Annotated in this window: 23 protein-coding genes and 1 pseudogene; 11 read left to right on the forward strand and 13 right to left on the reverse strand. The window is 73.5% G+C overall.

Going from position 1 to position 23,444, the window contains the following annotated elements; all coding sequences use genetic code 11:
• Positions 1–173: 173 nt before the first annotated feature.
• From ACIQ87_RS29375 to ACIQ87_RS29385, 3 genes and pseudogenes are all read left to right on the forward strand, one after another.
• Positions 174–325, forward strand: a pseudogene (locus tag ACIQ87_RS29375) (M15 family metallopeptidase); the annotation flags it as partial.
• 106 nt (positions 326–431) lie between these two features.
• Positions 432–845 (forward strand): NUDIX hydrolase, encoded by a 414-nt coding sequence (locus ACIQ87_RS29380; protein ID WP_402412264.1) that lies wholly within the window; start codon positions 432–434, stop codon positions 843–845.
• 446 nt (positions 846–1,291) lie between these two features.
• Positions 1,292–2,149: a LysR family transcriptional regulator gene (locus ACIQ87_RS29385; RefSeq protein WP_402412267.1), complete on the forward strand. Its 858-nt coding sequence runs from the start codon at positions 1,292–1,294 to the stop codon at positions 2,147–2,149.
• A 65-nt stretch (positions 2,150–2,214) separates the two neighbouring features.
• On the opposite strand, the gene ACIQ87_RS29390 is transcribed toward ACIQ87_RS29385, so the two are convergent.
• A complete protein-coding gene (locus ACIQ87_RS29390) occupies positions 2,215–2,541 on the reverse strand; it encodes an antibiotic biosynthesis monooxygenase family protein (protein WP_392869608.1) in 327 nt (108 codons plus the stop codon).
• Between the two features lie 197 nt (positions 2,542–2,738).
• Between ACIQ87_RS29390 and ACIQ87_RS29395 the strand changes: the two genes are divergently transcribed.
• Positions 2,739–3,215 carry a MarR family winged helix-turn-helix transcriptional regulator gene (locus ACIQ87_RS29395; RefSeq protein WP_402412271.1) on the forward strand — a complete coding sequence of 159 codons (477 nt, stop codon included), beginning with the start codon at positions 2,739–2,741 and terminating at the stop codon, positions 3,213–3,215.
• Between the two features lie 19 nt (positions 3,216–3,234).
• Here ACIQ87_RS29395 and ACIQ87_RS29400 read toward each other — a convergent pair whose 3' ends face one another.
• Together ACIQ87_RS29400 and ACIQ87_RS29405 are read right to left on the reverse strand one after the other, a co-directional pair.
• A complete protein-coding gene (locus ACIQ87_RS29400; protein WP_402412273.1) occupies positions 3,235–3,717 on the reverse strand; it encodes a hypothetical protein in 483 nt (160 codons plus the stop codon).
• Positions 3,718–3,785: 68 nt separating this feature from the next.
• On the reverse strand, positions 3,786–5,858 hold the full coding sequence (locus ACIQ87_RS29405; RefSeq protein ID WP_402412276.1) for a DHA2 family efflux MFS transporter permease subunit: 2,073 nt from the start codon (positions 5,856–5,858) through the stop codon (positions 3,786–3,788).
• A gap of 400 nt (positions 5,859–6,258) precedes the next feature.
• Here ACIQ87_RS29405 and ACIQ87_RS29410 point away from each other — a divergent pair, with 400 nt between their 5' ends.
• Positions 6,259–7,524, forward strand: a complete 1,266-nt coding sequence (locus ACIQ87_RS29410; protein ID WP_402412279.1) for a peptidoglycan-binding protein — start codon at positions 6,259–6,261, stop codon at positions 7,522–7,524.
• A 78-nt stretch (positions 7,525–7,602) separates the two neighbouring features.
• Here the strand turns inward: ACIQ87_RS29410 and ACIQ87_RS29415 are convergent, their stop codons facing one another.
• The 4 genes from ACIQ87_RS29415 to ACIQ87_RS29430 all read right to left on the reverse strand — a co-directional run bounded on the left by ACIQ87_RS29415 (position 7,603) and on the right by ACIQ87_RS29430 (position 12,387).
• Positions 7,603–8,193, reverse strand: coding sequence for a TMEM165/GDT1 family protein (locus ACIQ87_RS29415; RefSeq protein ID WP_392870090.1), 591 nt, complete (start codon positions 8,191–8,193; stop codon positions 7,603–7,605).
• Between the two features lie 228 nt (positions 8,194–8,421).
• Entirely contained in the window at positions 8,422–9,258 is an 837-nt protein-coding gene (locus ACIQ87_RS29420) for an ABC transporter permease (protein WP_402412281.1), read from the reverse strand.
• Between the two features lie 10 nt (positions 9,259–9,268).
• A complete protein-coding gene (locus ACIQ87_RS29425) occupies positions 9,269–10,894 on the reverse strand; it encodes a dolichyl-phosphate-mannose--protein mannosyltransferase (RefSeq protein WP_402412284.1) in 1,626 nt (541 codons plus the stop codon).
• Positions 10,895–11,082: 188 nt separating this feature from the next.
• The gene (locus ACIQ87_RS29430; protein WP_402412287.1) at positions 11,083–12,387 is read right to left on the reverse strand and encodes an MFS transporter; all 1,305 of its coding nucleotides are present in this window, start codon (positions 12,385–12,387) and stop codon (positions 11,083–11,085) included.
• Between the two features lie 144 nt (positions 12,388–12,531).
• On the opposite strand from ACIQ87_RS29430, the gene ACIQ87_RS29435 reads away from it, so the two are divergent.
• Positions 12,532–13,113 (forward strand): MarR family winged helix-turn-helix transcriptional regulator, encoded by a 582-nt coding sequence (locus tag ACIQ87_RS29435; protein ID WP_402412289.1) that lies wholly within the window; start codon positions 12,532–12,534, stop codon positions 13,111–13,113.
• A gap of 117 nt (positions 13,114–13,230) precedes the next feature.
• Here ACIQ87_RS29435 and ACIQ87_RS29440 read toward each other — a convergent pair whose 3' ends face one another.
• From ACIQ87_RS29440 to ACIQ87_RS29450, 3 genes are all read right to left on the reverse strand, one after another.
• A complete protein-coding gene (locus ACIQ87_RS29440; RefSeq protein WP_402412292.1) occupies positions 13,231–15,027 on the reverse strand; it encodes a glycosyl hydrolase family 18 protein in 1,797 nt (598 codons plus the stop codon).
• A gap of 314 nt (positions 15,028–15,341) precedes the next feature.
• Complete coding sequence (locus ACIQ87_RS29445) at positions 15,342–15,965, reverse strand: FxLYD domain-containing protein (protein ID WP_402412295.1); 624 nt, start codon at positions 15,963–15,965, stop codon at positions 15,342–15,344.
• 227 nt (positions 15,966–16,192) lie between these two features.
• Complete coding sequence (locus ACIQ87_RS29450) at positions 16,193–16,759, reverse strand: DoxX family protein (protein ID WP_402412298.1); 567 nt, start codon at positions 16,757–16,759, stop codon at positions 16,193–16,195.
• Between the two features lie 212 nt (positions 16,760–16,971).
• Here ACIQ87_RS29450 and ACIQ87_RS29455 point away from each other — a divergent pair, with 212 nt between their 5' ends.
• Complete coding sequence (locus ACIQ87_RS29455) at positions 16,972–17,604, forward strand: MarC family protein (protein ID WP_402412301.1); 633 nt, start codon at positions 16,972–16,974, stop codon at positions 17,602–17,604.
• Between the two features lie 54 nt (positions 17,605–17,658).
• Here ACIQ87_RS29455 and ACIQ87_RS29460 read toward each other — a convergent pair whose 3' ends face one another.
• Both ACIQ87_RS29460 and ACIQ87_RS29465 read right to left on the reverse strand, forming a co-directional pair.
• Entirely contained in the window at positions 17,659–18,198 is a 540-nt protein-coding gene (locus tag ACIQ87_RS29460) for an NADPH-dependent FMN reductase (RefSeq protein ID WP_402412304.1), read from the reverse strand.
• 97 nt (positions 18,199–18,295) lie between these two features.
• Entirely contained in the window at positions 18,296–18,757 is a 462-nt protein-coding gene (locus tag ACIQ87_RS29465; RefSeq protein WP_402412306.1) for an Lrp/AsnC family transcriptional regulator, read from the reverse strand.
• A 187-nt stretch (positions 18,758–18,944) separates the two neighbouring features.
• On the opposite strand from ACIQ87_RS29465, the gene ACIQ87_RS29470 reads away from it, so the two are divergent.
• From ACIQ87_RS29470 to ACIQ87_RS29480, 3 genes are all read left to right on the forward strand, one after another.
• Complete coding sequence (locus tag ACIQ87_RS29470) at positions 18,945–19,775, forward strand: tryptophan 2,3-dioxygenase (protein WP_402412309.1); 831 nt, start codon at positions 18,945–18,947, stop codon at positions 19,773–19,775.
• A gap of 92 nt (positions 19,776–19,867) precedes the next feature.
• The gene (gene kynU, locus ACIQ87_RS29475) at positions 19,868–21,094 is read left to right on the forward strand and encodes a kynureninase (protein WP_402412311.1); all 1,227 of its coding nucleotides are present in this window, start codon (positions 19,868–19,870) and stop codon (positions 21,092–21,094) included.
• 131 nt (positions 21,095–21,225) lie between these two features.
• Positions 21,226–21,723: a hypothetical protein gene (locus ACIQ87_RS29480; protein WP_402412313.1), complete on the forward strand. Its 498-nt coding sequence runs from the start codon at positions 21,226–21,228 to the stop codon at positions 21,721–21,723.
• Here the strand turns inward: ACIQ87_RS29480 and ACIQ87_RS29485 are convergent.
• Positions 21,720–22,703 (reverse strand): hypothetical protein, encoded by a 984-nt coding sequence (locus tag ACIQ87_RS29485; protein ID WP_402412316.1) that lies wholly within the window; start codon positions 22,701–22,703, stop codon positions 21,720–21,722. The genes ACIQ87_RS29480 and ACIQ87_RS29485 overlap by 4 nt on opposite strands.
• 76 nt (positions 22,704–22,779) lie before the next feature.
• Here ACIQ87_RS29485 and ACIQ87_RS29490 point away from each other — a divergent pair, with 76 nt between their 5' ends.
• Positions 22,780–23,409, forward strand: coding sequence for a TetR/AcrR family transcriptional regulator (locus ACIQ87_RS29490; RefSeq protein ID WP_402412319.1), 630 nt, complete (start codon positions 22,780–22,782; stop codon positions 23,407–23,409).
• The last annotated feature ends 35 nt before the right edge of the window (positions 23,410–23,444 follow it).

Raw genomic sequence — 23,444 nt, forward strand, 5'->3', positions numbered from 1 at the left:
AGGTGCACCCGCAGCCGGCTCCGGTGGGGCGGGTTCGGCTCGGGCCCAGGGGACACGCCCAACGGCGCGCCGTCCCGGGTGGGATCGGCGAGTACGCCTTCCACAACCACTCCCAGGTGGAAGCGCTCCTCATCCCGCGTCTCGCCCGCCGCATCCGTGCCGCCCTCATTGACCGCGCCAACCGACGGCTGCTCAGTGACGCCCTGACCGGCGCCGGGCTCGTCAACTACCCCACCGAGTGGTGGCACTGGTCGTACGGAGACCGCTACTGGGGGCGCTGGCCACCGGCGCGCCGTCCGCGCTCTACGGATCAGCGCACCTGTAGCCCGCAGCGGCCCACGACACGCGGCCGGCGGAAGCCTGCCGACCGAGGACTTCGGCGCGGGCCAAGATGGCGTCGACACCGACGCCGTCCCCCGAGGAGCAGAGCGATGACCGAGCAGGAATCCGGGCAACTCCCCGCCGTCGCCGTCGCGATCGTCGTCAAGGACAGCCGGGTGCTGATGGTGCGGCGGCGGGTCGCCGAGGGCGAGCTGTCCTGGCAGTTCCCGGCCGGGGAGGTCGAGCCGAACGAGTCCCCCGAGGAGGCGGCCGTCCGGGAGACCGCCGAGGAGACCGGCCTGCACGTGGCGGCGGCGAAGGTGCTCGGCGAGCGGGTGCATCCGCAGAGCGGGCGGCGGATGTCGTACACGGCCTGCGAGGTCGTCGGCGGCGCCGCGAGGGTGGTGGACTCGGACGAACTGGACCGGGTGGTGTGGGCCTCGCACGCCGAGCTGGCCGAGTACGTGCCGTTCCCGATGTTCCCGCCGGTGCGGGAGTACCTGGAAGGCCTGCTCGCCGGGTAGGGCGCGCGGGTGGCGGACGAACCCGCGCGGGAAGTCGGCCCGTCCGACTTCCCGGCCTCTCGCGAGCCGCTCCGCGGAGCCGCGTCGCCGATGTCCGGAACTCATTCCGGCCGTACGGGCGTTCGGGTTGGAGACCCTCGTGTCCCGCCGCGGAAGGAAGCACGTGACAACCAGCCGCGGAGCCCGTCCGACCGGCGACAACGCCGACGCGACCGGCACCCCGCACGGGGCCCACGCGCTCGCCGGCTGAACGGAGCGCTCAGCCGGCGATGCCCGTTCGGGCGCCGAACGCCCCTCCCCGGAAGGCGAGTTCCTTGATCGGCACCGGGGCCCGCCCGCTCACCACCGGTGTGGCGCTCCGGGCCCCTCCACGCATCCGTCCCCCGTACGCTGTCCCGCAGCACCGGGAGCGAGGGCGTTCGGGGGAGCCAGTGGAACTACGTCAGTTGCGCGTCTTCGAGGCCGTCGTCACCCACCGCACCGTCAGCGGTGCGGCCGTGGCCCTCGGGCTCGCCCCGTCCTCCGTCGCCGAGCAGGTCCACACCCTCGAACGCAGCCTCGGCACCGAACTGTTCGACCGGGCCAGGCGCGATCTGGCCCTCACCTCCGCCGGGGAGCGGCTGCTGCCCTGGTCCCGCCGGCTCCTCGCCCAGGCCGAACAGGCCCGCCGCGAGGTCGTCGCCACCCGGACCCGTCTGCGCCTCGGCGTCCTTGCGGCCGTCACCGCCGCCGAGCTCCCGGCCGTCCTGGCCCGCCTCACCGGCCACCGGCCCGACCTGGACGTGTCCCTGCGCACCGACACCACCCGGGACGTCCTGCTCGACGGCGTCGCGGCCGGAGCCCTGGACGCGGCCCTCGTCCTCGACGCCCCCGGCCCGCTCGGCGCCCTCGGCTTCCACCTGCCGCCCGCCCCGCTCGCCCACGTCGACCTCCAGGACGTTCCCCTCGCCCTGGTCGCCGCCCCCACCCACCCGCTCGCCCGCGCCACCGCCCTCACCGGCGAGGACCTCCACGGCCACCGCCTCCTGGTCGGCTCCCCCGCGTGCTCCTACCGCCTCGCCGGCGAACGCCTCCTCGGCCGGCGCGTCCGCCGCCTCCACACCGGCGCCGTCCCCGCCACCCGCGCCTGCGCCGCCCAGGGCCTCGGCATCGCCCTGCTCCCCGTCCACGCCGTCCACGACCACCTCGCGACCGGCGCCCTCGTCCGCCTGCCCCTCGACCCGCCGCCCCTCCACCTGCGCCTGCTCTGGCGCGCCGACCACACCCCCCTCCCCGGCCTCCGCGCCACCGCCGCCGGCCGCTAGCCGGAGCCGCGAAGCACTCCGGGCCCCTCCCCGTGGAGGGGAGGGGCCCGGCGGGGCGGGGCGGCTCAGGCGTTCTTGGGGCCCGCGGACTGGACGACCTCGAAGGACCAGAGGGTGGAGCCGGTGGCGGCGGGGCGCTTGGGGGCCTCGTCGGAGGGGCCGTTCTGGTGGGCGGACTTCATCGGGCCCTCCATCCAGGCCTTGAAGTCCTCCTCGCTGCGCCAGCGGGTGTAGACGAGGTACTGGTCGGTGCCCTCGACGGGGCGGAGGAGTTCGAACCACTCGAAGCCGTCCGAGTTCTCCACCGCGCCGGCCCGGGAGGCGAAGCGCTGCTCCAGCACCTCACGCTGCTCGGCCGGCACCGTCAGGACGTTGATCTTGACAACGGACATGGGGGCTCCTTGCTGCTCCGCCGGCGCGCTGGTGCGGCCGCCGGTGCGGTGACGGGGACTGCCTACGGGAGCAGTCTGCTACACCTCACGGCCGGGCGGGTCGCGGGCCGTCAAAGGTGTGGGCGGGGCGGGCACGGCGAAGGAACCCCCTAGGATGGACAATGACGTTGTCCATATGGTCAATGAGGTCGCCCATCGTGCCAAGTGAACCGCCCCCGCCGGGTTTTGAGCTGCCGCTGCGCCTGCTGCTCGCCTTCCGGGCGATCATCGACGAGCTCCACGAACGCATCACCCGCGAGGGCCATCCCGACCTGCGCCCGATGCACGGCTTCGTCTTCCAGGCGATCGGCCCGCAGGGCACCACCGCCTCCGAACTCGGCCGCCGCCTCGGCGTCACCAAGCAGGCGGCGGGCAAGACCGTCGACACCCTGGAGCGGCTCGGCTACGTCGAGCGCGCCGCCGATCCGGCCGACACCCGGCGCAAGGTGGTCCGGCTCACCGAGCGCGGAGTGGACTGCCTGGTCCGCTCGGCCCGGATCTTCGACGAGCTGCGCGAGGAGTGGTCGGAAGCCCTCGGCGAGGAGCAGCTGAGGCAGCTGGAGGACGGCCTGCGCCGGCTCGCCCCCGGCGACCCGTTCCACCTCGACACCCCACGCTGGTTCGGCACGCCGTAGGGCCGAACCCCCGGCGGATTCAGGACTCGGGCATTCCCCGGGTCGCGAGGGTCTGGTTCTTGTACGCCTTCACGCCGGTGATCTCGGCGCCGAACCACTCCGGCGCCGAGAACGCCGCCGCCTGCGCCTCGGAGCCGAACTCGACCTCGACGGTGCGCAGCCCGGCCAACTCCCCCTGGTAGACGTCCGCGTAGACGGTGACGCCGGAGGCCTCGAAGGTGTACCGGTCCTTGACCAGCCGGGCACCCTCGGTGGCCGGCCAGAGCTCGGTGAACTCCTGCTCCCCCAGCTCGCGTTCCACCTCGATCCGGACGGGGGAACCCTCCGCGGAGGAGGCGCTCCGCTTGACGCCGAGGACGCGGCTGCCGCCGATCCGCCGCAGCCGCACCTCCGTCCCGTCGTCCCTGATCGCGATGTACCCCTGCTCGATGTGCTGCCGCACCGCCGTCGACGGCGGCTCGAAGGCGCCCAGCAGGAACTTGCGCTCGATCTCGAGCGGCATGCCGCACCATCCTTCCCCATCACGCCGAACGGGCCGTCAAACCGTCGAGCCATCGGACCGTCGGACCATCAGAACGACCGCCCCTCCCCACGGTACGGCCCCTCCGGCCCCCACGGGTCCGGCCGGTCCCGAAGGTCCGCGCACAGCGAGGAGCTGAGCCGGTTCAGCAGCCCCGCGATCTCGGCGTACCTCTGCTCGTCCCAGTCCCCCAGCAGTTCGGCGAGCTGGGTGCGCCGGGCGGCGACCAGCCGCAGGGCCGTCTCCTCCCCCGGCTCGGTGAGCCGCAGCGGCAGCCCGCCGGACCGCGCCGCCAGCCCCCGGCCCTCCACCTCCCGGACGGCCTCCTCGACGACGGCCATCGGGACGACCCGCGCCTCGGCCAGTTCGGCCGGCTCGACCGAGCCGTGCTGGTGGATCTGGAGGAGCAGCCAGCTGGAGGCGGGCAGCAGGTCCAGCCCGGCGGTCTCGGTGATCCGCCGGAAGAGGTCGCGCCGGGCCTCGCGGCTGTTCAGCACCGACAGGGCGCGGGCGATCTCGTCCAGCGAGCTGCGCTCCACGGGGTTGACCCCGATGGACTCGCCGAGGTCGGGGGCGGTGACGGTGGAGCGCAGCTTCTGTTCGCGCAGGAACAGCGACAGCACGAAGGCGACCAGCGCGACCGGCACCGCGTACAGGAACACCCGGGTGATCGACTCGGCGTACGCGTGGTAGACCCCCGGCTGGACGGCGGCCGGCAGCTGGGGGATGACCCGCGGGTCTGCGGTGATGGCCTCCGGCCGGAAGCCGGGCGGCAGCGGCACCCCGGCCAGCGCGTCGGCGAGCCGGCTGCTCAGTCCGCTCGCGAAGACCGTCCCGAAGATGGACACGCCGAAGGAGGCCCCGATGGAGCGGAAGAAGGTGGCGCCCGCGGTGGCCACGCCGAGGTCCTCGTAGCCGACCGAGTTCTGCACGATCAGCACCAGTACCTGCATCACCAGGCCCAGTCCGAGGCCGAAGACCAGGAAGTAGAGGCTCATCTCGGCGGTGCTGCTGTGCTCGTCCAGCCGGGAGAGCAGCAGCAGTCCGACGGTGGTCACGGCCGTCCCGACGATCGGGAAGATCCGGTAGTGGCCGGTGCGGGCGACGATCTGGCCGGAGCCGATCGAGGTGAGCAGCATGCCGAGCACCATCGGCAGCATGTGGATGCCGGACATGGTGGGCGAGACCTGCTGGACCACCTGGAGGAAGGTCGGCAGGTAGGTCAGCGCGCCGAACATCGCGAAGCCGACCACGAAGGAGATCACCGCGACCAGGCTGAACGTCCGGGAGCGGAACAGCCGCAGCGGCAGCACCGGCTCCACCGCCGTCCGCTCGACCAGGACGAAGGCGAGCAGCAGCACCAGCCCGAGCACGCCGAGGCCGACGATCTGCCAGGACGTCCAGGCCCAGGTGGTCCCGCCGAGCGAGGTCATCAGCACCAGGCAGGTGGCGACGGCGGCGATCAGGACGGTGCCGAGGTAGTCGATCCGGTGCTCCCGCCGGACCTCCAGCCCGTGCAGCGCCGTCGCGATCACCACCAGGGCGACGATGCCGATCGGCAGGTTGATGTAGAAGACCCAGCGCCAGCTGAGGTGGTCGACGAACAGTCCGCCGAGCAGCGGCCCGAGCACACTGGTGACGCCGAACACGGCGCCGAACAGGCCCTGGTAGCGGCCGCGGTCCCGGGGCGCGACGAGGTCGCCGACGATCGCCTGGGAGAGCACGATCAGCCCGCCGCCGCCCAGGCCCTGGAGGGCGCGGAAGGCGATCAGCTCGCCCATGTTCTGGGCGATCCCGCACAGCACCGAGCCGAGCAGGAAGATCACGATGGAGGCCTGGAAGAACCGCTTCCGGCCGTACATGTCGCCGAGCTTGCCCCACAGCGGGGTCGCGGCGGTGGAGGCCAGCAGGTAGGCGGTGACCACCCAGGAGAGGTGTTCGAGACCGCCGAGGTCGCTGACGATGGTCGGCAGCGCGGTGGAGACGATGGTCTGGTCGAGGGCGGCGAGCAGCATCGCCAGCAGCAGGGCGCCGATCGGCACCCAGAGGTTGTGCACGGTGACCGCCGGCGGGCCCGGCTCGCCCGCCGGGCTCCGGTCGGACGCGGTGCTCGGCTCCGTCACGGCGTCTCCGCGGGCGTCACGGCGTCTCCGTGGGCATGGCGTCTCCATGGGGTCGCGGGCCCGTCGGCCGGGCCGTGCGGATGATCACTCCCAGCTGACCGCGCTGGTCGTTTCGTCCCGATTCGTTCCGTCGGTTTGAGCTGAGCGTAAGCGCCGGGGACAACCGCCGCGCTCCGGGCGTTCTCCGGAGGGCCAACCGGCACCAACCGGCACAACACCCCCGCCGGGGGCCGGACGCCCCTGTCCACCCCTCGGACGGTCCTGCATAATCAGGCGCGTCCGCGCGCCGCCCGGGTCCGCCCGGAGCGTGCGCGGGACGACCGGACGACGGCCGGACGGCCGGCGGACGACCCGAACGACCGCCCACGAAAGTCGACGCGAAACCGAGGAGGACCGGCCGATGCCGGACCAGCACTGCCCGACGTGCGGCGCCGCACGCTCCACCGGGTGCGGCTGCGTCCCGGACCCGAGCCTCACCGAGACCGCCGTCCTGCCCCACCTGGAGGGCCCGCCGCTGGTCCGCCCGTACGTCCCGCGGACGGCCGACCAGGTGGCCGACGAGGCCCACCCGAACACCCCGGTGGTGGACCCGTTCGCGACCACGGTGCTGCCGCCGGTGCCCCCGGGGCAGGCCGCCGTGCCCGGGTCGCCGGCCGTTCCCCCGCTGGGACCGGACGCGGACGCGTACGCCACCACGGTGCTGCCGCCGGTCGGCCCGGTGCTGCCGCCGGTCGGCCCGGGACAGTCGCCGTTCGGCCCGGGGCAAGCGCCGTTCGGTCAGGACGGCGCCTACCCGGACGCCCACGCCCACCCGGGCGCCGGCGCCCAACCGGACGCGTACGCCACCGCCGTGCTGCCGCCGGTCCCGCCGGGCGGGCCGGGCGGGTACCCGGCGGAGGCCGCGCAGCCGCGGACACCGGCTTCGGCGCCGGACGGGAACGAGATCGGTCTGTTCCCCTTCGGGCAGGCCCAGGACTTCGGGCAGGCCCCGTCCGGGCCCGGCCCGGACGGGGGCGGCCGGGCCGCCAGACGGGCGGCCGAGCAGGCCGGGCGCCGCCCGCTCGCCCGGCGCAAGGGGCTGCTCGCCGGGGTCGGCGCCGCCCTGGTGGCGCTCACCATCGGCGTCGCGTACGCGGTCACGCCCTCCGCCGAGCCCCCGGCCAAGCAGGCGCAGCCGCTGCCGACGACCACCCTGGCGCCCGCGCCGGTGGACCCGCCGACCCTGGCGGCCCCCGCCCCGAGCGCGCCGCCGCCGACCAGCGAGGCGCCGAGCCCGACGCCCACCCCCACCCCCACCCGCAGGCCGAGCCCGACGAAGACGGCCGCCCCGACGCCGGTCGCGACGCCGACCGTCGAGGCCCCGGCCGCTCCCCCGGTCCCGGTCCCCACGCCGACCGCTCCCCCCGTCCCGACCCCGACGCCCGTCGTCACCCCGACCCCGCGGGTCCTGCAGTACGGAATGAGCGGCCCCGACGTCACCGCTCTCCAGCAGAAGCTCGCCGCCGCCGTCAGCTGCTTCGCGTCCATACCGGTGACCGGGGTCTACGACGACACCACCGTGAACACCGTCGACTACGTCCAGTGGAAGTGGAACGTCAAGGGCGACAAGCGGGGCGTCTACGGCCCCAACACCAGCGCCGCCCTGGACAAGCACACCTCCTGCTGACGGCGGGGCGTCAGCAGGAGGTCGCACGGGAATCAGCCGGCGCCCGGCCCGGAGATCAGCCGGCGCCCGGCCCGGGGATCAGCCGGTGATCGCCCCGAAGAGGCTGTAGCCCGCCAGCGCCACCATGATCGCTGCCGCCACCCGGATGATCAGCTTCATCGGCACGTACTTGAGCAGCTTCTGCCCGCCCACGATGGCGATCCCGCCGACCGCGCACAGAGCCAGCCAGGAGCCGATGCCGACCGCCAGCGGATCGGCGTACTTGGCGGCCAGGTTGGCGGTCATGATCTGGGTCAGGTCGCCGAACTCGGCGATCGCGACGACCACGAAGCTGGCCCCGGCCACCTTCCAGAAGCTGTTCGAGGACGGCTCCTTGGCCGCGTGCCCGTCCTCGTCGTCGCCCCCGCCGTGGAACAGCAGCATCGCCGCGCCGACCAGGAACAGCACGCCGGTGACGCCCTCCACCCAGCGGTGCGGCAGCAGCGAGAGCAGGTGCCCGGCGACGAGCGCGATGCCCACCTGGAGGGCGAAGGCGGCGGCGATTCCCGCGAAGACGTAGCTCGCGCGGTACTTCGTGCCGAGCACCAGGCTGGCCAGCGCGGTCTTGTCCGGCAGTTCGGCCAGGAAGATGATGCCGAAGGTCAACGCGGCAACGGTGATACTCATCAGGAGTTCCTCGGTCGGGCTGCCCGGCCTCCGCAGGTCCGTCAGGGGACGCTTCGGCCCGACAGCACTGGTCATGGTCACAGCACTGCGGCCGAAGGTCTCGCCGGCAACGCCCCTTCGGGCTGTGCCCCGGGCGCCGGGCCCCTGGGGGCCAGTATGTCGACGGTCCGGTGGAGGGCTACTCCCCTTCAACGGCCCCAAGCGTACCCGACCGCGCCGGCCGGCCCGCCGCTACCGGAATCCCTCCTCCGGCTCGGCGGCGACCAGCCCGCGCCCGACCAGTTCCAGCACCACCACGATCGCCACCGACTCCACCGTCAGCAACCCGATCAGCACGAACAGCTGCACCGCCCCCGCCTGCACCGGCGAGGCCCCGCCCAGCAGCATCCCGACGAAGGCCCCGGGCAGGGTGACCAGCCCGACCGTCCGGGTCTGGTCCAGCGCCGGGACGAGCGAGGTCGCGGCCGCCGTCCGGCAGATCTCCAGCCGGGCGTCGCGCTCCTCGAAGCCGAGCGCCAGCGCGGCCTCCACCTCGCCGCGCCGCAGCCGCAGCTCGTCCAGGGCCCGCCGCCCGGCGAGCGAGGTCGCGCTGAGCGCGCCGCCGATCAGGATGCCGGCGACCGGGATGACGGACAGGCCCTCGGGCGGCAGCAGTCCGACGCCCAGCAGCAGGGCGAGCACCGGCAGCACCCCCGCGCCGATCGGGGCGGCCGCCCAGACCCAGCCCGGGCCGCGGGTCATCCGCCGCCCGGCGGTGCGCACCGCGACCGAGAACATCAGCAGCACGAACAGCGCCGACCACCAGAGCGAACCGACCACCCAGGTGATCACCGCGGCGACGGCGGCCAGCTGCACCACCGCGCGCAGTCCGGCCCGCAGCACCGCGTGGCCGTGCCCGAGCAGGCCCCACCCGGCCACCGCGACGGCGGCCAGCAGCAGCACGGCCGTGACCACCCCGAGCACCGGGGTGACGGGCAGCAGTTGGCCACCGGACGCCACCGGACCGGCCGCGGGCACCAGGGCCGAGGGCGTCAGCGCCGAGGGCATCGCGGCCGAGGGCGGCGTCACGTCCGGCCCGTCAGATCCAGCTGGTGAACCACATCCGGTCCTGCCAGGACGACATCGGGATCACCTCCGCCGTGTACAGCGGGTAGAAGAAGGCGAAGCAGCCGACGATCGCGAGCACGATCACCCCGGCCCCGATCGCACCGATCCGGCGGCGCTCGGGGCTGCATCCGGCCGGGCCGAGCATCGCCCCGAGCATCTGGGCGACGGCCAGGCACAGGAACGGCACCAGCACGACCATGTAGAAGGAGAAGATCGTCCGCTCCTGGTACTTGAACCAGGGCAGGTAGATCGCGGCCACCGCGCAGAGCACCGCGCCCGAGCGCCAGTCCCGCCGGAAGAACCAGCGCCACAGCAGGTAGACCAGCGCGAAGCAGGCCGTCCACCACAGGAACGGCGTGCCGAGGCCGAGGATCTGCGCCGCGCAGCCGCCCGAGGAGGTGCAGCCGTGCTGCCCGTACGGGATCTGCTCCCAGTACATCGACACCGGGCGGCCGTCGACCAGCCAGGCGAAGGGGTTGGACTGGTAGGTGTGCGGCTGGTTCAGGCCGGTGTTGAAGTCGAACATCTGCGAGTGGAAGTGCCACAGGCTGCGCAGCGACGCGGGCACCCAGCTCATCGGGACCTGCGGCAGCGGGATGCCGAGGACGCTGTCCGGGGAGAGCCCGGCGCGGCCGTCGGCCCAGTGCCGGTCGTAGCCGCCCTGGCCGTTGCCGCCGCCGGCCAGCCAGCCGCTCCAGGCACCGACGTACACCACGACGGCGGAGCCGACCATGGCGAGGAAGGCGGGCAGGGCGTCCCGGCGCAGCATGGAGCGCCAGGGGCGGCGGGCGCCGGCGCCGCGGCGGCCGGCCTGGTCCCACAGGACGGTCAGGACGCCGAAGGCGGCGAGGATCGGGGCGCCGTTCCACTTGACCGCACAGGCGGCGCCGACGAGCACCCCGGCGGCGATCCGCCAGGGGCGCCACCCGAGCCGCACCGCGTCGGCGTCGCCGCCGCCGTCGGCGACCGCGGCGAGCCGGGCGCGGACGTGGTCGCGGTCGATCAGCAGGCTGCCGAAGGAGGCCAGCACGAAGAACATCTGGATGCCGTCGAGCAGGCCGACCCGGCTCATCACCAGCTGGAGGCCGTCCACCGCCATCAGCAGCGCGGCGGTGCAGCCGATCAGGGTGGAGCCGAAAAGGCGGCGGCCGATCCGGGCCAGCATCAGCACGGTGACGGTGCCGAGCAGGGCGGTCATGAACCGCCAGCCGAAGGGGTTCAGCCCGAACAGTTGCTCGCCGATCGACATCACCCACTTGCCGAGCGGCGGGTGCGCGATGAACTCGGGCGCGGAGCTCAGCGGGATCGACTGCGGGACGGACAGGATGTCGGCGTTGGCGTGGTCGGGCCAGGTGCCCTCGTAGCCCTGCTGGAGCAGGGACCAGGCGTCCTTGGGGTAGTACGTCTCGTCGAAGACGAAGGCGTTGGGGTGGCCGAGGTTCCAGAACCGCAGCAGGCCGGCGAAGAGCGCGACGGCGATCGGTCCGAGCCAGCCGGAGCGGTCGGCCGCCCAGCGGACCAGACCGCCGCGCGAGGCCTCTGCCGGGGCCGCGGGGGCCGGGGCCGCCGGTGGGTGCGTGAGCGCCGCTTGCGTCATAGCCTCGCCGATTCGCCTGTCTGCTCTGCCCCGGTCCTGGCTCCGCCCGGGGTCGTGCCGCTCCGGCCTGGGTCGGGCGGCCAACAGCCACTGACACTATGTGGCGGTGCGCGCGAAGCCAAGCGCGACGGGCGCCGACCAGGTGACCTGGTCGGCGCCCGAGGCGAACGCCCTTGCGGGCCGTTCCGCTACGCGGCGGTCTGCAGTTCCCGGACCTGGACGGTGTGGACCACGGCCGGGGCCGCGTTGTCCTGCTCCGGCGTGAGGTACGGGCGCAGCCGCAGCGCCAGGGTGACGATCAGCAGGGTGCAGCCCGCCATGGCCGCAAGGTAGAGCGGCCAGGCACCGGAGCCGACCAGCAGCACGCCGACGGCCGGACCGATCGCGACCGCGATCTGCTTCACCAGGGCGTACCCGGCGTTGTAGGTGCCGAGCAGCCGGGCCGGGGCGAGGTCCGCGACGATCGGGCCCATGGTGGGCGCCAGCAGCGACTCGCCGACGCCGAACAGGGCGTAGACGGAGACGATGGCGATCGTGGCGGCCATGGTCTCGGTCCGGATCAGGCCGGCCAGCAGGGCCATCGCCCAGGCGCCGAGCCAGACCAGGCCGGCCGCGGCCATCGCGGTGGTGCGGCGGCGGCGCGCGGTGATCCGCACCACGAACATCTGCAGCACCACGATGGTCAGCGCGTTGGCACCGATCGCGAAGCCCAGGGTGGACGGCGCGGTGTGGACGGTGGAGGTGGCGAAGGCCGCGACACCGGACTCGAACTGGCCGTAGCAGGTGAAGAAGATCAGCCCGGCGAGCAGGCAGAGCCGCAGCATCGCCTTGTCCGCGACCAGCGCGCGCAGGCCCTTCGGGCCGTCCGCCTTCTCGTGGACCGCCGTCAGCTGCGCCCGGGGTATCCGGGCGGTGCCGGTGACCAGGGCGAGGCCGAGGAAGGTGGCCGCCTCGATGGTGAACAGCCGGGTGAGGCTGGCCGGGTCGGCGACGTTCACGATCTGGCCGCCGACCAGCGCACCGATGCCCATGCCCAGGTTGACCAGGGTGAACTGGAGCGCGAAGGCGTGCGAGCGGGTGGCCGCCGTGGAGCAGCGGACGATCATCGTGGCGAGCGCCGGCTGGCAGGCCGTGACGCCCGCGCCGAACAGGAAGGAGGAGATCAGCAGACCCGGGGTGCCGGTGGCGTGCCCGAAGGCGAACGCACCGGTGGCGGCGAGCGCCGTGCCGGCCAGCAGCACCGGGCGGGGGCCGTACCTGTCGATGCCGCGGCCGATGAACGGGAGGACGGCGAGGGCGGCCAGCGCGAAGAGCGTGAACACCATCCAGGCGACCATCGATCCCAGCCCGCGCACCTGCTCCACGTACACGTACATGTACGGAAGCGTGAATCCGCTGCCGAACGCGCTGAGCGCGTTGCCGATCTGGACGCGGCGCAGCGGGCCGCCCGCCCCACTCCGCTGCTGCCTCCGCTGCTTCACCGTGCCGGTCACCGTGCACATCCCTTCCTGGCTTCGACTGGATACTCTTAAGTCCAGAAGATTTCAGAGCTAAAGTTTGACGAGATAAAGTCTTAGCACCGGAAGAGTGCGGAGTCAAAGGCTTAAGGGGTGCACGCACGTGGGACACTGGTCGGCATGACTACGGACAAGCCGCGGCCGGACGCCGACAAGCCCGCCCCGGCCACCCGCCTGGAACTCGGCATCGCCGAGCAAGTGGCGCTCTACCAGCGGGAGTTCCCCACTGTCGACCCGCAGGTGGAGACCATCGTGCAGAGCCTCCTACGGGTCTCCCGGCGGATGGGCGTGGCGTACGACCGGCAGCTGACTGTGCTCGGGATCACCTCCGCCGAGTGGGAGGTGCTCAAGGCCCTGGTGGTCTCCGGCAGCCCGTACCGGCTGGGGCCGGGCGAGCTGGCCAAGCGGCTCGGGCTCACCCCGGCGGCGATGACGCACCGGATCGACCGGATGGTGGCCGACGGCCTGGTCACCCGGGACCGGGACGAGACCAACCGGGTGCGGGTGATCATCGAGCTCACCGAGACCGGCCGCGACAAGTGGCTGGAGTCGATGCGGATGGCGGCGGTGTTCGAGGAGGAGTTCCTCCAGGACGTCGCGGGCGAGGAGCGTGCCGAGCTCTCCGCGACGCTGGGCCGGATGCTGCGGCGGATCGAGGAGAGCCAGCCGGACGCGCTCGGGCGCACCGACGACCTGGCGTAGCCGCTCCGGGAACACGAACGGGTCCGGCCCGCCGGGAGGATGATCCTCCCGGCGGGCCGGACTTCGTCACGTCAGGTGCCGCGAGGGTCCGTCAGGCCCTCGGCGGCCGGTCGGCCGTCAGCAGGGGCCGTTGTCGGTCCAGGCGCCCCACTGGCCGCTCAGGCTCGGGTCGTCGCCCTTGGTCCACCACTTGTTGGTGTAGTAGTGGCCCTTCCACGAGACCTTGGTGCCACCGGCGGCGTAGGTGGTGTTCGCGTCCCAGCTCGGGGCCGCCGAGCAGGCCGGCGCCGGCGTGGTCTGGGTGCTGGTCGGGGTCGGGCTCGGGGTGCCCGAGTCGGTCGGGGTCGGGGTCGGGGTCGCCGAACCGGTCGGGGACGGCGGGGCCGGGCAGCCGGCGGCGGAGCCGTTGGTGGCGCTCACCATCTTGTCGAACAGGGCGGTCTTGGTGCCCAGGTCGTACAGCGAGAAGGCGAAGGAGCCGCCGAGGCCGTTGCAGTGCGCGTAGTCGAGCTTGGCCTGGATCGACTTGGCGTCCTCACCGCTCCAGAAGGTGTTGCCGTCGTAGAAGTACGTGGCCTGCGCGGCGTCGTCCCAGAAGGTCTTGGACGGGTTGTCGACGAAGCCCGCGAGCTCCTTGTACATCTGGATGCCGGGGACGTTGCCGGACATCGCCGCACCGGCGGCCGGCTGGGTGGCGGGCTGGAACAGGCCGTGCTGGCCGTTGTCCTTCACGCCGGTCCAGCCGCGGTAGTAGAACGGCACGCCCATGTTGATCTTGCCGGCGGGGAAGCCGCCGGGGATGCCGTAGTCCTTGTCGCCGACCGTCCACGCCTTGATGGCGTTGTCGATCGAGTACTTGCCGTTGCCCGGCTTGACCGGGGTCGACGGGTCGTTCGGGCCCGCGTAGAGCGCGGCCTGGTGGTTGGTCGGCCCCTGCGCGTCCCAGCCGCCGTGCATGTCGTAGGTCATGACGTCGAGGAAGGTCAGGTACTGACCGATCTTGTCGGTCTCGACGTTCATGATCTTGTCCTGGCCGGCGCCGACCGCCGCCGACAGGGCGTAGGTCTTCTTGTCGGCCGCGCCCTGCGCGTCCAGCTGGGTGCGGAACTCCTTCAGCAGCGCCGTGAAGTTCTGCTTGTCGGCCGGGCTGGAGATGTTGCCGGTGTGGCCGCCGCCACCCGGGTACTCCCAGTCGATGTCGATGCCGTCGAAGACACCGGCCGCCGAGCCCGGACCGCCGAAGCCCGCGTCGACGGGCAGGTTGCCCTTGATGAACATGTCGATGCAGGACGACACCAGGTGCTTGCGCGAGGCGTCCGTGGCGGAGGCCGGCGAGAAGTACTTGGAGTAGGTCCAACCACCCAGCGAGAGCAGGACCTTGAGGTTCGGGTTCTTCGCCTTCAGCTTCTTCAGCTGGTTGAAGTTGCCCGCGATCGGCTGGTTCCAGACGTCGCCGACGCCGTCCACCGAGATGTCCGCGCCGAAGCTCTTCTGGTAGTCGGCGAACGCGTCGGCGGCGCCGTCACCCGCGTTGGGGTTGTTGTCGTTCGTGTCCGCGGCCTTGGTGGCCTCGAAACACCCCAGGTCGGTCGGGTGGATGTTGGCGAAGTCGTAGATCAGGTAGTCCAGCTTCCCGGCGACGCCGGTGTCCTGGATCGTCTTGGGGTAGTACGCGTTCGCGTAGACCGACCACTGGTCGTAGTACGCGACCTTGATGCCGCCGCTGGTGGCGGGCGCACCGGTGGAGTTGGTGGTCGCGGCGTTGGCCGCGCCGCCGCCGGACAGCGCGAGGCCGGCGCCGAGCAGCAGGGAGGCGGTGGTGCCGGCCGCGATGGCGGCCATGCTCTTGGGGCGACGTCGGCGGCCGCCCTGCGGAGCCGGGGTCCCGGCCCTTTCAATGCGTGAGCGCAGCATGGGTGCGTGACTCCTGGTTGTGGGGGTTCCCGCCGCCCCGGGGGCACGCGTCCGGGGTGGGGCCGGACGACCGGGACATGACAGGCATGGGTGGGGAATCGAGCGGATCTGGCCATGACGGACTACCGGGATGTGCCGAACCGGCGTAAGCGACACACGGTCGCTGACGCCGGTTCAGGGGCTCCCTGCACCTGGGCAATAAAAATGGACTAGACCAACTCACCCGTCAAGGGGTGCCGTTGGCCCTTGAGACCCGCTTAAGGTTCCGTCCCCGCACCGACCTGGGCGGCCGCACCCGGAACCGGCACCGGAGATCAGTAGCCGACGGCGTTGGCCACCTCGGCCTTGACCGTGCCGGAGAGGTCCCGGTGGGCGTGCGCGGCGGCCTGGGTGCTCTGCCCGGGGGCCACGTCGTCGACGGTCACCGCGGCCGCGTCCAGCACCTTGCCGGACTCGTCGGTGAAGTTCACCTGGATCGCGTACCGGTACGACTGCTGCCCGTGGTTGGTGATGGTCAGCGGCGCCTGCGGCTTGCCGTCCGAACCGGTGGTCACCGCCCCGACGGCGATGTCCCCCTTGACGTCCAGCCCGCCCTTGATCCCGGCGATGGCCGAGGAAGCCGCCGACACCGCCGCCGAGGCCTGCGCCTGGGCCGAGGCGATCGCCGAGCCCGCCCCGCCGGCCGCCGAGGCCAGCGCCGAGGCGGCGGAGGCGGCGGCGCTCGCGCCCTGCTTCACCGCGGCCGCAGCCGAGGAGGCCACGCTCCCCGCGCTCTTGTCGGAGGAGCAGCCCGCGAGCGCCGCCGCACCGACCACCGCCACGGCCAACACCCCTGCCACCGCACGCCGTCGGCGGCTCAGCGGCGGCGCGTCCAGATCCTGCGCGGTGACCCTCGGCGGGGTCGGGTGGCTGGCTCGGGTGAGCGGCTGGCGGTCCATGCGGTCCCTCGCTTCCGGTCGGCGCCGGGCTGCCCGGCACACTTCCCCGCCCACCCTCCGAGGACCGGCGGACCGCCGCCAGCAGGGCTGCTGCCTCCGGGTGACCCGGCCGCGCCGCCGCGCGTCGGCCGCGGGCCGGTGCCCGGGGCGCCCGGGGCGCTCCCCGGCCGAGGCGTCTCCTGGATCCCTGCCGGGTCCCGGCAGGGATCCAGGAGACAGTCCGGTTCCTAGGAGAGCCCCGAGCCCTCCTGCTCGTCCGCCTCCACCGCGGCCCGCTCCTCGCGCAGCCGCATCACGTGCCGGCGCCGCGCGACCGTGCCGTACGCCCCGGCGGCGCTCGCCACGAAGGACACCAGGCCGACCCACGGCCGGTCGAAGACGTGGCCGGTCAGGTGGTCCAGCGAGTAGCGGCCGGCCCCGGCCAGGCCGATCGCCAGCCCGGCCGCACCGAGGAAGGCCGGGTACTCGTAGCCGCCGGACATCGCGAAGAAACCGGCCGGGGCGTGCACCGACACGGCGCCCGCCATCGTCCCGGCCACCACCGCGCCGGCCGCCGGCGTGGCCAGCCCGGCCACCAGCAACGCGCCGCCGCCCGCCTCTCCGAGGCCGGCCGCGAGCGCGCTCTGCCGCGCCGGGTGGAAGCCCATCTGTTCCATGGCCTGGGTGGCGCCCTCCAGGCCGCCGCCCCCGAACCAGCCGAACAGCTTCTGGGTGCCGTGCGCGATCAGCACCCCGCCGACCGCGCTGCGCAGGGCCAGCAGGCCCAGGTCCTTACGGTTCAGGCACGTGCCCATGTCGCATCCTCGCTTCCGCGGCGGAGTGGTCCTGCTCGGCGGCAGTCCTGCCTCCATGGGACCCGAGAGCGCCCGTCCCTTCGAGCCGGGGCCGCCATCCGGGCGAATTCCTCCGCGACCGGGAATGAACCGGGGCCGACGAGACGCACGCCACGCCCGGACGCGGGGCGTGGCGGACCGGCCGCCCTGCGCCCCGCGGTCATGCTTGGCCCATGTTCGTCTTCAACCTCGGCAGCGCCTTCATCACCTTCTTCGCCGTGGTCGGCCCGCCGAAGACCCTGCTGGCCTTCGCCCGGCTGGCCGGGACCAGGAGCAACCTGGAGCTGCGCCGGCTGGCGGCCCTGAGCACGGCCATCTCGGCGGTGATCGGCCTGGTGCTCGGCTTCGGGGCCGACGAACTGACCACCCTGTTCCACATCAGCGACCAGTCCCTGCAGCTCGCCGGCGGGGCGATCTTCTTCGTCTACGCCGTCGCACTGGTCTTCGGCGTCCACCTCGGGTCGGACGGCGACGAGGACGAGCACCTGGCGAACCCGCTGGTGGACGGCATCCGCGAGCTGCTGCTGCCGTACATCGCCAGCCCGCTCGCCATCACGGCCGTCCTGGTCGCCTCGCTCAACCAGGACAACTGGGGCTGGAAGGCCGCCGTCTCCGGGGCGTACGTGGCCGTCGCGGTGATCAACTACCTCTGCGTGGCGGTGCTCGCCCCGCTGATGCGGCGCACCCACCGCACCTCGCTGGAGGTGCTGTCCCGACTACTCGGACTGCTGCTGGCGGCGGTCGGCGTCGAGCTGTTCCTGGAGGGGCTGTCCGGGCTCGGGGTGCACCTGCCGGAGGTGCACTGAGCCGGGCCACCCTCCGCCCTGCCCTCCGGCCGTCCCGCCGGCCGTCCCCGTCGGTCAGCCCGCCGCGAGGCGGGCCAGCACCTCGCCGATCCGCTCGCGCCCCAGCGGGTCGGCGACCAGCCCGTCCGGGCCGACCGCGCCGCGCTCCAGCGGAAGCCGGACGCAGGCCTCGTCCAGCACCGCGGCGCCGGTGTAGCCGAGGACGGTGCGCAGGGTGGCCTCGGCCCCCAGGCCGCGGCCCGGGCCCGCGGCGTTGATCCAGCCGGTGGGCTTGTCCGAGATCTCGACCCCGCCGACCGTCCAGTCCAGCAGGTTCTTGAACGCGCCCGGCAGCGTCCCGGCGTACTCGGGCGTGCAGACCAGCAGCGCGTCGGCCTCCCCGATCGCGGCCCGCAGTGCGGCCACCGGCTCCGGCAGCGGGTCGGTGTCGTGGTCCGGGTTGAAGTGCGGCAGGCCGGCCAGCCCGGCGTAGTACGTGGCCCGCAGGCCCGGGGTGGCGGCGGCCACCGCGGCCGCGGTGCGCAGCACCGTCTCGTTGGTGGAACCGGCCCGCAGGCTCCCGGGCAGCAGCAGGATGTGGCGCTCGTTCGGCATGCCGGGCAACCTACTCCTTGACGCCCGCGTCAAGGCCAGGGGACGCCGAGGACCGCCGGGGAGCGCCGGGGAGCGCCGGGGACCGTCGGGGTCGTGCTCAGCGCGGCACCACCGGCCGCCAGGGCACCGGGCTGGAGAGGATCATCGAACTGGACGGCTGGCCGTAGCCGCCGAGCCGGTCGCACACCGCCTCGAACTCGGCCATCGTCGACACCGCGACCAGTAGCACGCAGCACGCCCCGCCGGTGACCCGGTGCAGCTGGACCACCTCCGGCCAGGTCGGCACGTCCGGGTCGCGCAGCACGCAGCGCGGGCCGTAGCACTGGATCTGGACCAGCGCGGTGATCGGCAGCCCGGCCCGGGTGAGGTCCACGTGAGCGTGGTAGCCGCTGATCACCCCCTCCGACTCCAGCCGGCGGACCCGTTCGGCCACCGCGGGTGCGGACAGGCTGACCCGGCGGGAGAGTTCGTTGTACGAGAGCCGGGCGTCGGCCTGGAGCTCGGCGAGCAGGCGGCGGTCGACGGCGTCCAAAGCGACCTCCCGGGCGGTCGGGATCAAGTGGTTTCCGTTCGTAAGGCGGATCGGCGGAACGCCTCGCGAACGACAGCTCGAAGGGCGGTTGCGATGCCCGTCACCCATTCAAGCGGGGGCCACCGCCGCCGCACAATGGGCACCCGGTGGAACCCGGCAGTCCGGCTGGTTCACCGGACCGGGCGACGGGGCCCGGAGGATCAGGAGGATCAGGATGGGGCACGACACGGTGGAGACACCCAACCTGTCGTTCGGTCGGGACGGAGCGCCGGGCCGGAGCACCCCGTACGCCCAGTACGTGCGCCTGGACGAGCTGCACGGCCTGCAGCACCCGCGCAGCGAGGAGCCGGCCGAGCTGTCGTTCATCGTCACCACCCAGGTGATGGAGCTGCTGTTCGACCTGCTGCGGCACGAGTGGACGCTCGCCCGGCGGGCGCTGGGCGAGGACGACCTGGCCGCCGCCCTGGCCGCGCTGCGCCGGGGCACCCACGTGCAGGACGTGCTGGTGCAGTCCTGGGACCTGCTGGCCACCATGACCCCGCACGAGTTCAACTCCTTCCGCGCGCTGTTCGGCGAGGCCTCCGGCTTCCAGTCCGCCGCCTTCCTGCGGCTGGAGTTCCTGCTCGGCAACAAGAACGCCGCGCTGCTGACGATGTACGACGGGATGCCCGACACCCAGGCCGAGCTGACCGAGGCGCTGCGCTCCCCCGGGCTGTACGACGAGGCGCTGGCGCTGCTGGCGCGCCGCGGCCTGGCCCCGCACCGGGCACCCTCCGAGCAGCGCTACCAGCCGTCCGCCGAGGTCGAGGCGGCCTGGCGGCGGGTCTACACCGAGCCGGAGTTCGCCGCGCTCCAGCCGCTCGGCGAGGCCCTGCTGGACGTGGCCGAGCGGGTCACCCGGTGGCGCCAGCGCCACCTCTCGACGGTCAGGCGGACCATGGGCGGCAAGCCCGGCTCGGGCGGCTCCAGCGGGCTGACCTGGCTGCGCAAGTCGGCCGAGCAGGACGTCTTCCCGGAGCTCTGGACGATCCGGGACGGGCTGTGACGGGCCCCGGCTCGCCGTCGCGGGCCACGGACTGGACGGGACCGGACGGGACGGGAAGAACCGTGCACACGGATGACGAGGGAGGGACGGGCATGACCACGCGCGAGGAATGCGCGGCGCTGGACGCCGTCGACCCGCTGGCGGAATTCCGCAAGGAGTTCGCCCTGCCGGACGGGGTGATCTACCTGGACGGCAACTCGCTGGGCGCGCTGCCGGTGCGCACGCCCGAGCGGGTGCGCCGGGTGGTCGAGGAGGAGTGGGGCCGGGAGCTGATCCGCAGCTGGAACGACGCCGGCTGGTTCGAGCAGCCGTACCGGCTGGGGCGGCGGATCGCGCCGCTGGTCGGTGCCGGTCCGGCGGAAGTGGTCGTCTGCGACACCACCTCGGTCAACCTGTTCAAGGTGCTGTCGGCCGCGCTGCGGCTGCGCCCCGGCCGGCGCACCGTGCTCGGCGACGCCGAGGCCTTCCCGACCGACCTCTACATCGCCGAGGGCGTGACCGGCCTGGTCGAGGGCGCGCGCAGCGCGCTGATCCGCCCCGAGGAGCTGGACCGGCACCTGGACGGGGACGTCGCCGCGGTCGTCCTCTCGCACGTGGACTACCGCACCGGCGAACTGCTGGACATGCCCGGGATCACCGCCCGGGTGCAGGCCTCGGGCGCCCTGATGATCTGGGACGTCTGCCACTCGGTGGGCGCGCTGCCGGTCGAACTCGACGCCGCCGGAGCGGACTTCGCGATCGGCTGCACCTACAAGTACCTGAACGGCGGCCCCGGCTCGCCGGCCTTCCTGTACGTCGCCGAGCGGCACCTGGCGGCCGGCCCGCTCCAGCCACTGAGCGGCTGGTTCGGCCACGCCCGGCCGTTCGCCTTCGAGCCCGGGTACGACCCGAAGCCGGGCATCGGCCGCTTCCTGACCAGCTCGCCCTCGCTGCTCGGCCAGGCCGCCCTCGGCGCCTCGCTGGACGTCTGGGAGCGGGCCGACCTGGCCGCGGTGCGGGCGAAGAGCCTGGCCCTGACCGACCTGTTCGTGTCGCTGACCGAGGGGCTGGACGGCGTCGAGGTGGTGACCCCGCGCGAGCACGCCCGGCGCGGCAGCCAGGTCGCGTTGCGGCACGCCGACGGCTACCCGGTGGTGCAGGCGCTGATCGAGCGCGGGGTGATCGGCGACTTCCGCGCACCGGACCTGATGCGGTTCGGCTTCACCCCGCTCTACCTCTCGTACACCGAGGTCTGGGACGCGGCCCGGCAGCTGGCCGAGGTGCTGGAGAGCGGCGAGTGGCGGGCGGAGCGCTTCTCCCGCCGGGGCGAGGTGACGTAGCCCGGGAGCCGGGGCCGGGGCCGGGGCTTGGGGGCCGGTCGTGACGCAGCTCATGTCCGGGCCGAGTTCGATCCCCTTCGTCCTTGGGGAGGCTCAGACTGACGGACCGTCACACCCTGGGGAGGTAGTGCGTGAACCTCGAACTCGGCCCGCTCAAGCCCGAACCGGCCCCGCTGCTCCTGGGCCTGGCACTGTTCTTCCTGCTGCTGTGGACGCTCGGCCGCCACCTGCTCCCCCGGATCGAACGGGTGCAGTCCGAACGCTGGGAGGCCACCGAGGGCCGCGCCGAACGCGCCGAGGCCCTGCTCGCCGAGGCCGAGGCCACCCGGCGGGCCCGCCTGCGGGAGCTGGCCGAGGCCCGGCACGAGGCGGCCCGGATCCGCGAGGAGTACGCCGAGCGCGGCGCGGCGGCGATGGTCGCGGCCCGCGCGGAGGGCATCCGCGACCGGGACGAGCTGCTCACCGCCGGCCGCGCCCGGATCGCCGCCGACCGGGCCGAGGCGGCCCGGGTGCTGCGCCGGGACGTCGGCGAGCTGGCCGTCGCCCTGGCCGGGCGGGTGATCGGCGAGCCGGTGCACGCCGTCGCCGCCCGGCGGCGCACGGTGGAGCGCTTCTTCGAGGCCAACTAGCCCGCGCGGGGAACGAGTTCGCCGTCCACCCGGCCGGCTTCCGTCAGCTCGGCGACCAGCTCACGGTAGACCGCGAAGGCCGGCTTGGGCGTGTAGTCGTCGCGCAGCAGGCCGAAGTGCGGGAACAGACCGGCGCCCGCGCTGTCCGCGTCCCGCAGGGCGAAGAACGCGTAACCGGTGACGTTGAGTTCGGCGGCGAGCCCGGCGACGGCCCGGACCACCTCCGCCACCACCTCGGCCTGCCGCGCCTCGCTCCGCCCGGGGCCGGTGGGCCAGCCGTTCTCGCAGATCCGCACCGGGACGCCGGGCCCGACCCCGGCCCGGGGCAGCGAGCCCCGGCGGAATCCGGTGAGCACCGCCCGTACGGCGTCGGCGAGTTGCTCCGGCGGGACGGGGCGGAAGACGTCCGGGAAGAAGTCCAGGCCGACGTAGTCCAGGGCGCGGTGGAAGCGCTCGTCGGCGAGCCGGCCGAGCTCGGGCCAGAAGGTGTCCGCGGGGTCGAAGGAGGGCACCGCGTTGAAGCCGACGACCAGCCGGTCGAACCCACGGGCCAGCGCCTCCTCCTTGGCCGCGACCACACCCTCGACCAGCGCGCGGCGGACGTTCGGGATGCTCCCGTCCACGGGCGGGAGGTCGAGGTTGGGCTCCTCGCAGATCTGGAGCAGGGCGAGCCGGTGACCCTCGGTCCTGACCGTGCGCCGGACGAAGTCCAGCCAGCCCGCCAACTCGCCGCCGCGCTCCCGGTACTGCACCACCAGGTCGAGCCGGCGGCCCTCGCCGGCGTACTGCTCGGGCCGGTCCGGGGTGTGCTCGCCGCCCGGGTACGAGCGGTAGGCGCGGACCAGGAACTCCTCTGCGCCGCCCTGGAGTTCACGCAGCGCGGCGGCGATCCGGGCCGGCTCGTCAGGGTGGGCGGCCGGGACGACGCCGGTGTCGTCGCCGACGAGTCCGCCGGGATAGATGCCGAAGGTGAAGGTCATGCCGTCACCGTAGCGGATATTTTTGGTGTCACTGCAAATTTTAAGTGACACCATGCTTCATGGATAGGATCCGGCCATGGGACTTCGCGAACTCAAGAAGCAGCAGACCCGGGAACTGCTCTCCGACACCGCCATGGGCCTGTTCGCCGAGCGCGGCTTCGACCGGGTCACGGTGGTCGAGGTGGCCCGGGCCGCCGGGGTCTCACCGAACACGGTCTTCAACTACTTCCCGGCCAAGGAGGACCTGTTCTTCGACCGGCAGGAGGAGGTGGTCACCCGCCTCGCCGAGGCGGTCCGCCGCCGCCCCGCGGGCAGCTCGGCCGTGGACGCCGTCCGGGCCGACCTGCTGGCGGCCTTCGCGGAGGGGGAACCGACGGTCGGGCTGAACCCCGGGGTGGCGGCGTTCTGGCGGATCGTCGAGGACAGCGCCGCCCTGCGGGCCCGGCTGCTGGAGCTCGGCGAACGGGCCGAGGCGGCACTGGCGGCCGTCCTGGCCGAGGAGTCGGGGGCCGACCCGGACGACCCGCTCCCCCGGATCGTGGCCGGAGCCGTCGCGGGGGCCCACCGGGCGGTGCTCGGCGAGGTCCGGCGGGCGATGGTGGCCGGGGAACCGGCCGGGACGGTACGGACCCGGGTCGAGGCCGCGGTCGAGCGGGCCTTCGGGCTGCTCGCCTCGGGCCTCGCCCACTACCCGGCCGGGCGGTAGGCGGCCCGGGCGGCGTTCGACGCGGCGGCGGGGAC

The organism is Kitasatospora sp. NPDC096204 (assembly GCF_044763205.1).
Taxonomy (GTDB): domain Bacteria; phylum Actinomycetota; class Actinomycetes; order Streptomycetales; family Streptomycetaceae; genus Kitasatospora.